We start from the raw sequence: 11,577 nt of genomic DNA, 5'->3' as shown, positions 1-11,577 counted from the left end.
GAGCCGACCCATGTCGCAGCAGAACGAGATCCCCCGCGTCGACGTCGTGCGCGGCACGCCCACCGACGAGGAGCTCGCCGCGCTCGTCGCGGTCGTCTCGGAGGCGTACGCCACGGAGGCCGCCACCGCCGTCGCCGAGGACGCACCCGCCGTTGATGCGTGGACGCACACGCGCCGACTGCGCCGTCCCCTCGCCCGGGGCGCGTGGGGCCGCTTCCGGGGCTGAGCGCGCATTTCGCGAGTTCCGCACCACCGACGCGCGGGGCCATCCGCTCGGTGGTGCCGTTCTCGCGTTCTCAGCCCGCATTCCGCGAGTTCGGCACCACCGACGCGCGGGGCCATCCACTCGGTGGTGCCGTTCTCGCGTTCTCAGCCCGCAATCCGCGAGTTCCGCACCACCGACGCGCAGGCCCATCCCGCTCGATCGGGGATGGCGGGCGCCGAGATTCCGGAAGATGTCCCCCGAAATACCTACAGACATCCGCTTGCGGGTTTTCCATACTGAATACGGAAACGCTTTGCGTTGGCCGCCCCATCTGCTCCAGGGTAGGCGGATGGGCTGTCGGCCCTCCCGCGGACGGTTTTCGGGTAACCGTCCGCACGGCCGGGGGTGAATGATCACCCCCGGCCCTTTCCGTCTCCGGGCTCCCGCGATCGAACGGGGTGGCCCGCGATCGAACGCCCGCCGACCACGCCGGAACGCCCCGTCCGACGGACGAGGCGTCCGGGCGGCTCAGCTCGGGCGAGGGATCTCGTGCCAGAGCGCGACCGTATCCTCGTCCGAGAGCTCCACTCCGGCCCGTCCGACGACGGTCACAGCGATCTCCGGATGGGGCGCCGCACGGATGATGAGGCGCGGCGCGTCGGTCGCGGCGAGGGTCACGGCGAGCTCGGCGCGGACGGCGGCGAGCTGAGCTTCGTCGAGGTCGTCCACGCCGCCCTCATCGAGCACGGTGACGGTGGCGCCGCGCCGGCGGAGGCCCGCGATCGCCGCGCGCACCTCGTCGTCCATGAGCTTCGGCGCCCGCAGCTCGTCGCGCAGCGTGCCCTCGGCGATCCACGCCTCGTTCCGCTCCTCGTCGGCGAGCGCGCCACCCGAGGCGATGACCTGCGTGAGCACGGGGCCCGCCACCTCGAGCGCGTACTGCACGCGCTCGCGGCGCTCCCGGCGGCGCATCATCTGCGCGGACTGCCACGCCGCCGACGCCTGCTGCAGGCTCGCGAGCTTGACCGTGTCCGCGTACGCGCGGTCCGTCGAGAGCTGCATGAGCTGTGCGACGGCGACCCAGAGCACGGAGCCGACGAGGCCGAACGACAGTGCGGAGCCCAGACCGATGAGCGCCGAGCTCGCGACGCTCATCGCCACGATGCCGGCCCACGCCCACACCGGACGGCGCCGAACCATGACGATCGTCATGAGCGCTCCCACCGCGCCGATGTACCAGGTCACGTGCGGAGCGGTCCAGTCGCCCCGCTCGGAGCTCGCGCTGACGATGCAGGGCAGCGCGGCCGAGACGAGCACCGCCCAGGCCGAGATCCATCTCGGCAGCCGTGCGGGGGCGCCCTCACGGCGCACCGACGGCACGGCGAGGACGAGCAGGGTCGACAGCAGGTACAGCGTGACACCCGCGACCAGGAAGCCGGGGTGGTCGACGACCTGCGTGGGGAAGATGCCGCGCGCGGCGAGATAGCCCGACAGCGCGGCAGCGAGGCTCGTCAGGACCTGGCGGACCTTCACGGCGTCACCCCCTGCATGCTCTGCGGGGCGTCCTTGGACGGCCATGCGATCGTCACGACGGTGCCTCCGCCATCCGAATCGATCTCCGCTCGACCGCCGACCGCCGTCACGCGCGCGAAGATCGACGCGCGGATGCCGAGCCGGTCGGCGGGGATCGCCGCGAGGTCGAGGCCGGTGCCCGCGTCGACGACGACGATCTGCACCCGGCCGCTGCGCGCGGAGAGCCGGACGGCGAGCCCGCGCCCGTCGGCGTGCTGGATCGCGTTGGCGATGGCCTGGGTCGCGGCGAGCACGAGGGCGCGCGCGACGCGGCCCGGGATGCCCGACATCGGCGGCTGGCTCTCCTCGACGACGAGGTCGAGGCCGAGGGCGCGCGCCTGCGCCTGCAGCTCCGAGCGGATCCACGAGGACGTGACGGGAGCGTCGCTGCCCTCCGGCTCGTCCGATTCGGCGTTCGCGAGCCGCGTGAGCGCTTCGCGCGCCATGGACACGGCCAGGTGGTGCTCGCGCGCGGAGCGGGCGCGGCCCGCCGCGATGAGGGCGGCGAGGACGCTGTCGTGCATGAGCGCGGCGACCTCGACCCGCTCCTGCTCCGCGGCGTCGGCGGAGGCGGCCCGCGAGTACTCGGCGATCGCGGCGGAACGGGCGGCGTCGACGCCCGAGGCGAGGCTGCGGAACATCCACACGAGCGCCACGATGGTGGTGCCGATGATGAGCGCCAGCGACAGGTCGTAGGTCGCCGCGATCCAGGACTCCGGCGCGAACGCGCCGCGGGAGAGCCGGATATAGGCGTACAGCACGGGGACGACGACGACCCAGAGGAACTGCCAGGCGGTGGGGAAGGTGATCGCGGCGGCGGCCGGGGCGACGCTGAGGAGGAAGAAGATCCACGGACCGCCGTCGGGTTCGTAGCTCGGCGCCGGGAGCGCGCCGAGCACCGCGAGCGCGAGCGGCAGCAGGAAGGCGAACACCGCCGACGCGCTGCGCGCCCAGCGCCCGACGAGGCACGCCACGATCATCGCCGCGAGCGAGGCGAAGACCATCCCGACGAGCGCGGTCCGCAGCGGCGGTCCGAGGTCCGAGGCCAGCGCTGCGCCGACGGCCTGCGCGCCGAGGAGCGTGGAGGCCAGCGCGAGCGCGACCTGCAGCACGCGCTCGATGCGCGCGGTCGTGAATCCGCGCTCGAGCGCGACGGCCGCAGCGCGGCGCGGCAGGACCTGGTTCCAGGCCTGCGCGATCGCCTCCTCGCCGGTGGGGACGTGCGGGGCGGCCATCAGCTCTCCGCCGGAGCGTCGACGATGCCGTCTTCGATGGCGCGGCGGAGGAGATCCACCTTCGTCGGCGCCGGGCGACCGACATCCGTGTACTTCACGCGGATGCGCGTGATGTTCTCCTTCGCCGTGGAGTAGGCGATCCCGAGGCGGTCGGCGACCGCCTTGAGCGGGAGGCCGGCGGCGTAGAGGCGCAGCACCTCGCGCTCCCTCGCGGCCAGCTGCGCGTCGGCGAACTCGCGGTCGCTCGCGACGGCGCTCGCCCACTCGACGTTGTTCAGCGGCTCGCCGCCCGCGGTGGTGCGGACCGCCGCGAGCACGTCCTCGAGCGGCGAGGACTTGCTCACCACGCCCGCGGCGCCTGCGGCGAGCGCCTCGCGCACGGCGGCTGGGCGGTCGGCGACGGAGTGGATGATCACGGCGGACTCCCCCGCCAGCCGCACGACGTTCTCGGTGATGGTCGCGCCGTCGCCGAGGGTGAGGTCGAGCAGCACGACGTCGGCGGGCGCCGCGGCGGTCTCCTGACGCCAGGCGAGGTGGGCGGACACGGACACGCCGCTGTAGACGACGTCGTGTCCGTCGCGCCGCAGCGCCGCCTCGAGGCCGAGCCGAACCGACTCGTGATCATCGATGAGGGCCACGCGTGTCATGCCAGAAGCCTAGCCGTCGGGCGCGTCATCTCACGCCCGACGCAGCACCGCCAGCGCCTCCACGTGATGCGAGTTGGGGAAGAGGTCGAACCCCGTCACGCTCTCGGCCGTGTACCCGTGCGCGCTGAACAGCCCGACGTCGCGCGCGAGCGCGACAGGGTCGCACGCCACATACACGACCGCGGACGGCGCGATCTCGGCGATCGCGTCGACGACCTGCGCGCCCGCTCCCGCGCGCGGCGGGTCGAGCAGGGTGACGCCGCGCCGCAGGGCCTCTCGGTCGTCGGCGTCCGCGTCCGCGGCGAGCGCGCCGAGCCACCGCTCGACGCGACCGGTGACCGCCTCAGCGCGAGGATAGCGCTCGAGGTTCGCGCGGGCGTGCGCGGTCGCCCGAGGCGCCGACTCGACCGACGTGAGCCGCACGTCCTCGCCCGCGGCCTGGCCGATCGCGTCGGCGAGGAGTCCCACGCCGCCGTAGAGGTCCAGGTGCCGGGCGTCGGCGTCGAGCCCCGCGCCGAGCGCGCGCATCACCGCGCCGTGCAGCACGCCGGCCGCGCTCCGGTGCACCTGCCAGAAGCCGCCGGCATCCACCTGGAACGCGCGCTCGCCGACGCGCTCGACGACGACCTGCGGCGCCACGGCCGGCGCCTTCGCTCCCCGCCGGCGATCCGGTCGGCGCACGACGTGCACCGCGCCGTCCGCCGACTGCGCGAGATCGACGCGGCCCGGCTTCTCGCGGTGCAGCGCGAGCGCGGCGCTCTCGATCGCCGCGGTCGCGAGCGGATGGCCGGCCACCTCGATGACGCGATGGCTGCGGGAGGCGTAGGGGCCGATCCGGCCCTCCCCGTCGATGTGGAGGCCGATGCGCGTGCGCCAGCGCGTGCCATCCGCCGTCTCGTCTTCGGCCGCAGCGACGGGCACCTCGACCTCGCCGCCCGCGAACCGCGCGAACGCGTCGCGCAGCACCTTCTCTTTGAGGACGCGCTGGTGCGCGAGCTCGATGTGCCCGAGGTCGGCGCCGCCGACGCGCTCGGCGGGGTCGCGGGCGATGTCGGCCTCGGCCCAGATGTGCGGGCGCCGATGGGGAGACGCGTCCAGCACCTCGAGCGCCTCCGCGCGGGCGAAGCTCTTCTTCACCTCGGCGACCCGGGCGCGCACCCGCTCGCCGGGGATCGCATCCGGCACGAACACCACCCGACCCTCGTGCCGGGCGACGAAGACGCCCCCGTGCGCGATGTCCGTGACCTCGAGATCGACGACGTCTCCGCTCTGCATCCCCACATCGTCGCATCGCCGGCTGGCCGATCGCCTACCGTGGGGGCATGCAGGTCTGTCTCGCCTCCACGTCGCCCGCGCGCCTGGCGCTCCTGAACCAGGCCGGCATCGAGCCGCTCCCCCTCGCCCCCGAGGTGGACGAGGAGGCCGTGATCGCCGACATCGAGCGGCAGGAGGGTCGCACCCTCCCGGCCGACGAGCACGTCCTCGTCCTCGCGCGGCGCAAGGCGGCGGATGTCGCGGGCCGCGTCCTCGAGGTCCTCCCCGACTTCGACGGGATCGTCGTCGGCGGGGACTCGATGTTCGAGCTGGACGGCGAGATCCTCGGCAAGCCGTACACGCCCGAGGCGGCGACCGCGCGCTGGCAGGCGATGCGCGGACGCACCGGCGTGCTGCACTCCGGCCATGCGGTGATCCGGGTGCGCGCGGGGGCGGGGGACCGCCCCGAGGCGCACGCCGTCGCGCGGGCGTCGGTGTCGTTCGCCGCCGACGTCACCGACGCGGAGATCGCGGCGTATGTCGGCACCGGCGAGCCGCTCCTCGTCGCGGGCGCCTTCACCGTCGACAGCCTGGGCGCGCCGTTCATCGAGCGCGTGGAGGGCGACCCCTCCACCGTCGTCGGGATGTCGCTGTCGACCATCCGCCGCCTCGCGCGCGAGCTGGGGGTCGAGTGGACCGACCTGTGGAACCGCATCCCGTAGGAATTCGCTCAGCAATCCGCCCGCACTTTGTGAGGGTCACGCAAAAGGGAGCACCCCGGCGTGACTACGCTGGGACGCATGTCTGAAATCGCCAAGGTGCTCATCGCGAACCGCGGCGAGATCGCCGTCCGCATCGTCCGCGCGGCGCGCGACTCGGGGATCTCCTCCGTCGCCGTCTACGCCGATCAGGATCGCGACGCCCTGCACGCGCGCCTCGCCGATGAGGCGTACGCGCTCGAGGGCTCCACGAGCGCCGAGACCTACCTGCAGATCGACAAGATCCTCTCCGTCGCCCGGCGCTCCGGCGCCGACGCCGTGCACCCCGGCTACGGCTTCCTCGCCGAGAACGCCGAGTTCGCGCGCGCCGTGCAGGCCGCGGGGCTCATCTGGATCGGCCCCTCCCCCGAGGCCATCGAGGCCCTGGGCGACAAGGTCACCGCGCGCCACGTGGCGGAGAAGGTCGGCGCGCCGCTCGCGCCCGGCACCCCCGGTCCCGTCGAGACGGCCGAGGAGGTCGTCGCGTTCGCCGAGCAGGCCGGCCTCCCCATCGCGATCAAGGCCGCATACGGCGGCGGCGGGCGCGGGCTGAAGGTCGCGCGCACGCTCGACGAGGTCCCCGAGATGTTCGAGTCGGCGACCCGCGAGGCGATCGCCGCCTTCGGCCGCGGCGAGTGCTTCGTCGAGAAGTACCTCGACAAGCCGCGCCACGTCGAGACCCAGTGCCTGGCCGACGCCGCCGGCAACGTCGTCGTGGTCTCCACGCGCGACTGCTCGCTGCAGCGCCGCCACCAGAAGCTCGTCGAGGAGGCACCCGCGCCCTTCCTCACGGACGAGCAGAACGCCATCCTCTACTCCGCGTCCAAGGCCATCCTGCGCGAGGTCGGCTACACCGGCGCCGGCACCTGCGAGTTCCTCGTGGGGGCGGATGGCACGATCTCGTTCCTCGAGGTGAACACGCGTCTGCAGGTGGAGCACCCGGTCTCCGAGGAGGTCACCGGCATCGACCTCGTGCGCGAGCAGTTCCGCATCGCCGCGGGCGGCACCCTCGACTACGACGACCCGGCGCCGCAGGGCCACTCCTTCGAGTTCCGCATCAACGGCGAGGACCCGGGGCGCGGCTTCCTCCCCCAGCCCGGCCCCATCCACGTCTTCAAGACGTTCGGCGGCCCGGGCATCCGCCTCGACTCCGGCGTCACCGCGGGCGACGAGGTCTCCGGCGCGTTCGACTCGCTGCTGGCGAAGATCATCGTCACCGGCCGCACCCGCGAGGAGGCGCTCGAGCGCTCCCGCCGCGCGCTCGACGAGTTCGAGGTCGCCGGCATGCCCACCGTGCTGCCGTTCCACCGCAAGGTCGTCCGCGACCCCGCGTTCACCGCCGAGAGCGGCGAGTTCGGCGTCTACACGCGCTGGATCGAGACCGAGTTCGTCAACGACATCCCGGCCTGGGATGGCGAGCTGGAGTCGCCGCGCGCGGCGGAGGGCCGCCATTCGGTCGTCGTCGAGGTGAACGGCAAGCGCCTCGAGGTGAGCCTGCCCGACCGCGTGGTCACGACCCCGACCGCCGTGGGCCGTCCGGCCGCCGCGCCGTCATCGCGTCGCAGCCACTCGGGCGGCGCGGCCACCGCGGGTGCCTCCGGCGACGCGCTGAAGTCGCCGATGCAGGCCACCGTCGTGAAGGTCGCCGTCGAGGAGGGCCAGCAGGTCGTCAAGGGCGACCTCGTCGTCGTCCTCGAGGCGATGAAGATGGAGCAGCCGCTGCACGCCCATAAGGACGGCACCATCGGCTCGATCGACGCCGCCCCCGGCACCACGGTCGGCGCCGGTCACCAGCTGCTCGTCATCGCCTGACTCCAGCCCGCACGGGCATGTCCCACTTGTGCACGCCATCCGATGCGGATGGCGTGCACAAGTGGGACATGCCGTATCCGGCGGGGTCAGCTCCGGCGGTCGACGTGGTGCAGCGCGCGGGCGGCGTCGGTGATCGACCCCGCGAGCGACGGGTACGCCGCGAACACGCGTGCCACCTGGTCCACCGTGAGGCGCCGCTCCACCGCGATCGAGATCGGGTAGATGAGCTCCGACGCGCGAGGCGCCACGATGACGCCGCCGACGATGGTGCCGGACCCCTCGCGCGCGTAGAGCTTCACGAAGCCGTCCTTCACGCCCATCATCTTGGCGCGGGCGTTGGAGCTCAGCGGCAGCTTGTGCACCTCCGCGCTGACCGTGCCCTCCTCGACAGCCGGCTGCGTCCATCCGACCGTGGCGATCTCGGGGCTCGTGAAGATGTTCGCCGCGATCTTGTGCGTGTCGAACGGGATGGCCACGTCTCCCATGGCGTGGAAGACGGCCGTGCGCCCGAGCATCGACGCGACCGACGCCAGCGGCATCATCGTCGTGCAGTCGCCGACGGCGTAGACGTTCGGCACCGACGTGCGGCCGACCTTGTTGATGCGGATGTTGCCGGACGGCGTGACCTGCACGCCCGCCTCCTCGAGGCCGATGTCCGCGGTGTTCGGGATGGCCCCGACCGCCATGAGGCAGTGGCTCCCCTCCACGACGCGGCCGTCCGACAGCGTGACCCGCACGCCGTCGCCGGTGTTCTCCACCGATTCCGCGCGCGACTTCGCCAGCAGCTCCATGCCGCCGCGCGTGAACACCTTCTCGAGCACCTTCGCCGCGTCCTGGTCCTCGCCGGGCAGGACCTGGTCGCGGCTGGAGACCAGCGTGACCTTCGAGCCCAGGTTCATGTACGCCGAGGCGAACTCCGCGCCGGTGACGCCGGAGCCGACGACGATGAGGTGCTCGGGCACCGCGGGGAGGTCGTACAGGTGCTTCCACGTGAGGATGCGCTTGCCGTCGGGCTTGGCGGAGGGCAGCTCTCGCGGCGACGCGCCCACCGACACGATGATCGTGTCGGCCTCGATGCGGTCGAAGTCGGTGCCTGCGGGGCCCGTCGACACGACGATCGCCTCGTCGCCCTCGAGCCGGCCGTGCCCGGAGATGATCTTCACGCCCGCCTCGAGGAGCTGCGTGCGCATGTCCTCGGACTGCTGACCGGCGAGCGCGAGGAGCCGCTTGTTGATGGCGAGGAGGTTGATGGCGACCTCCGGCTTCAACGGCTTGTCGTGGTCGCCCTTCGCGTAGAACTGCACGCCCAGCTCGCCCGCGTCGGCGATCGCCTGCGCGGCGTCGGCCGTCGCGATCAGCGTCTTGGAGGGCACGACGTCGGTGAGGACCGCAGATCCGCCCACGCCGGTGTGCTCGACGAGGGTGACGTCGGCGCCCAGCTGAGCTCCGGCGAGCGCCGCCTCGTAGCCGCCCGGGCCGCCTCCCAGAATCGCGATGCGCTGTGTCCGCTCGAAATCAAAGACCATGCCCCCCATTGTCCCCGGTTCCGGCGGCTTCGGCACGACCGGGTGCGCGACGGGTGTCGTTATGCTCGTGCCATGACTCTGGAAGGCGCCCATCCCCTCGATCCGCCCGCCGACCCGTTCGCGGTCGCGCAGGCCGCCGCCGACGACATCGCCCGCCTCACCGGCGTCGAGCGACACGACGTCGCCGTGACCCTCGGCAGCGGCTGGGGCAAGGCGGCCGAGCTCATCGGCGAGACCGTGGCGACCGTCCCGGCCACCGAGGTCACCGGCTTCTCGCGGCCCGCCCTCGAAGGCCACGTGGGGACCATCCGCAGCGTGCGCACGCCCCAGGGGCGCCACGTCCTCATCATCGGCGCCCGCACCCACTACTACGAGAACCACGGCGTCCGCCGCGTCGTGCACAGCGTCCGCACCGCCGCCGCGACCGGCGCGCGTGTCATGGTGCTCACCAATGGCGCCGGTGGCATCAAGGACACGTGGAGCCCGGGCCAGCCCGTCCTCATCAGCGACCACATCAACCTCACCGCGGACTCGCCGCTCGAGGGCGCGACCTTCATCGACCTCACCGACCTGTATGCGCAACGCCTCCGCGACATCGCGCTGTCGGTCGACCCCTCCCTCGACAGCGGCGTGTACTGCCAGTTCCGCGGGCCGCACTACGAGACGCCGGCCGAGGTGCAGATGGCGAAGGCCATCGGCGGCGACATCGTCGGCATGTCGACCGCGCTCGAGGCGATCGCCGCACGCCAGGCCGGCATGGAGGTGCTGGGCTTCTCGCTCATCACCAACCTCGCCGCCGGCATCTCCGCGGATCCCCTCAGCCACCAGGAGGTCATCGAGGCGGGTCGGATGGCCGAGGGCCGCATCTCCGCGCTCCTCGCCGAGGTCGTGGGGAAGCTGTGATGGACGTCCTCGCCGCCGCGCGCTCGTGGCTCGACCAGGACCCCGATCCGCAGACCCGCGAGGAGCTCGCGGCGCTCATCGCGCGCGCCGAGCAGCAGGATGAGACGGCGACCGCCGACCTCGCGGCCCGCTTCGCCGGCCGCCTGGCCTTCGGCACCGCGGGTCTCCGCGGCGAGCTCGGCGCCGGTCCCCTCCGCATGAACCGCGTGCTCGTCGCGCAGGCCGCGGCGGGCTTCGCCGCCTACCTCGCCGAGCGGGCGGCGACGGGGACGCAGCCGAGCGTCGTCATCGGCTACGACGGTCGCCGCAACTCCGACGTGTTCGCACGCGACTCGGCGGAGATCCTCGCCGGCGCGGGGCTCCGGGCCATCCTCCTCCCGCGCCTCCTCCCCACGCCCGTGCTCGCCTTCGCGGTGCGGCACCTCGGCGCCGACGCGGGCGTCATGGTGACCGCCAGCCACAACCCGCCGAACGACAACGGATACAAGGTGTACCTCGGCGGCGCCGACGAGGGCGCGCAGATCGTCTCGCCCGCCGACCGCGAGATCGCCGCGCACATCCAGCGCGTGGCCGACGAGCTGGGGGTGCCCGACCTGCCGCGCTCGGACGCGTACGAGATCGCCGGCGAGGACGTCGTCGAGGCCTACATCGCCGCGACCGCCGCGGTCGCCCCCGCTCCGGCGTCCGCCGCGGGCATGCGGTGGGCGTACACGGCGATGCACGGCGTCGGGTGGGAGACGTTCCAGCGCATCGTCGAGCGCGCGGGCTACCCCGCGCCGGAGGTCGTCGCCGAGCAGATCGCGCCCGACGGGGCCTTCCCCACGGTGGCCTTCCCCAACCCGGAGGAGCCGGGCGCGATGGACCTCGCGTTCACGACGGCCGCCGCGCACGACGCGGAGTTCGTGCTCGCGAACGACCCCGACGCGGACCGCCTGGCGGTCGGCATCCCGACGGTCGACGGATGGCGGCGGCTGACGGGGAACGAGATCGGCCTCCTCCTCGGGGCGCGCGCCGCCCGTGCCGCGGCCGGTCGCCCCGGCGCGTCGCTCGCCTGCTCGCTCGTGTCCTCTCCCGGGCTCGGGGCGATCGCCGAGCGGCATGGGCTCGACTTCCACACCACCCTCACCGGGTTCAAGTGGATCTCCCGCGCCCCCGGCATCGTGTACGGATTCGAGGAGGCCCTCGGCTACCTCGTGAACCCGGAGACCGTGCGCGACAAGGACGGCATCTCCGCCGCGGTGGCGATGCTCTCGCTCGCCGCCGAGGCGCGCGGACGCGGCACCACGATCGCCGGGCTCCTCGACGAGCTCGCCGAGGAGATCGGCCACTACGCGAGCGGCCAGATCTCCGTCCGCGTGGCCGACATCTCGCTCATCGCAGCGGTCATGACCCGCCTGCGGGCGGCGCCGCCCGCCGTATTCGGCGATCGCGCCGTCGCGCGGGCGGAGGATCTGCTGCGCCCGGTCGAGGGCGGTCCGTCGGGCGATGTGCTGCGGTACACGCTCGACGACGGCTCCCGCGTGATCGTGCGCCCGAGCGGAACGGAGCCGAAGCTCAAGGTCTACCTCGACGTCGTCGGCGACTCCGCCGAGGACGCGAGGGAGCGCCTCTCGGCGCTCGACGCCGCCGCGCGCGCGGTCGTCGGCGCGGACTGACGCCCGGCCC

General features: G+C 73.2%; 10 protein-coding genes. 5 read left to right on the top strand and 5 right to left on the bottom strand.

Going from position 1 to position 11,577, the window contains the following annotated elements:
• The first annotated feature begins 10 nt into the window (after positions 1-10).
• Positions 11-226, top strand: coding sequence for an acyl-CoA carboxylase subunit epsilon (locus tag D7D94_RS00210; RefSeq protein ID WP_156240679.1), 216 nt, complete (start codon positions 11-13; stop codon positions 224-226).
• 507 nt (positions 227-733) lie between these two features.
• Here the strand turns inward: D7D94_RS00210 and D7D94_RS00205 are convergent.
• From D7D94_RS00205 to D7D94_RS00190, 4 genes are read right to left on the bottom strand one after another with little or no spacing between them, the layout of a single operon-like run.
• Positions 734-1,738, bottom strand: a complete 1,005-nt coding sequence (locus D7D94_RS00205; protein WP_246171817.1) for a hypothetical protein — start codon at positions 1,736-1,738, stop codon at positions 734-736.
• Positions 1,735-3,012, bottom strand: a complete 1,278-nt coding sequence (locus D7D94_RS00200; protein WP_156240677.1) for a sensor histidine kinase — start codon at positions 3,010-3,012, stop codon at positions 1,735-1,737. The genes D7D94_RS00205 and D7D94_RS00200 overlap by 4 nt, the downstream gene beginning before the upstream one ends.
• Positions 3,012-3,659 carry a response regulator transcription factor gene (locus D7D94_RS00195; protein ID WP_156240676.1) on the bottom strand — a complete coding sequence of 216 codons (648 nt, stop codon included), beginning with the start codon at positions 3,657-3,659 and terminating at the stop codon, positions 3,012-3,014. Before D7D94_RS00195 ends, D7D94_RS00200 begins: the two co-directional genes overlap by 1 nt.
• A gap of 30 nt (positions 3,660-3,689) precedes the next feature.
• A complete protein-coding gene (locus D7D94_RS00190; protein WP_156240675.1) occupies positions 3,690-4,934 on the bottom strand; it encodes a class I SAM-dependent RNA methyltransferase in 1,245 nt (414 codons plus the stop codon).
• A gap of 47 nt (positions 4,935-4,981) precedes the next feature.
• Here D7D94_RS00190 and D7D94_RS00185 point away from each other — a divergent pair, with 47 nt between their 5' ends.
• The gene (locus tag D7D94_RS00185) at positions 4,982-5,635 is read left to right on the top strand and encodes a Maf family protein (protein ID WP_156240674.1); all 654 of its coding nucleotides are present in this window, start codon (positions 4,982-4,984) and stop codon (positions 5,633-5,635) included.
• Positions 5,636-5,713: 78 nt separating this feature from the next.
• Positions 5,714-7,483 carry an acetyl/propionyl/methylcrotonyl-CoA carboxylase subunit alpha gene (locus D7D94_RS00180; protein ID WP_156240673.1) on the top strand — a complete coding sequence of 590 codons (1,770 nt, stop codon included), beginning with the start codon at positions 5,714-5,716 and terminating at the stop codon, positions 7,481-7,483.
• An 86-nt stretch (positions 7,484-7,569) separates the two neighbouring features.
• Here D7D94_RS00180 and D7D94_RS00175 read toward each other — a convergent pair whose 3' ends face one another.
• Positions 7,570-9,009, bottom strand: coding sequence for an NAD(P)H-quinone dehydrogenase (locus D7D94_RS00175; protein ID WP_156240672.1), 1,440 nt, complete (start codon positions 9,007-9,009; stop codon positions 7,570-7,572).
• A 72-nt stretch (positions 9,010-9,081) separates the two neighbouring features.
• Here D7D94_RS00175 and D7D94_RS00170 point away from each other — a divergent pair, with 72 nt between their 5' ends.
• Both D7D94_RS00170 and D7D94_RS00165 read left to right on the top strand, forming a co-directional pair.
• On the top strand, positions 9,082-9,912 hold the full coding sequence (locus D7D94_RS00170) for a purine-nucleoside phosphorylase (protein WP_156240671.1): 831 nt from the start codon (positions 9,082-9,084) through the stop codon (positions 9,910-9,912).
• Complete coding sequence (locus D7D94_RS00165; protein WP_156240670.1) at positions 9,912-11,567, top strand: phospho-sugar mutase; 1,656 nt, start codon at positions 9,912-9,914, stop codon at positions 11,565-11,567. The genes D7D94_RS00170 and D7D94_RS00165 overlap by 1 nt, the downstream gene beginning before the upstream one ends.
• The last annotated feature ends 10 nt before the right edge of the window (positions 11,568-11,577 follow it).

The organism is Microbacterium oryzae, assembly GCF_009735645.1.
GTDB lineage: Bacteria > Actinomycetota > Actinomycetes > Actinomycetales > Microbacteriaceae > Microbacterium > Microbacterium oryzae.
The sequence above is the reverse complement of the archived record's forward strand: the minus strand, read 5'-3'. Positions and strand labels throughout refer to the sequence as shown.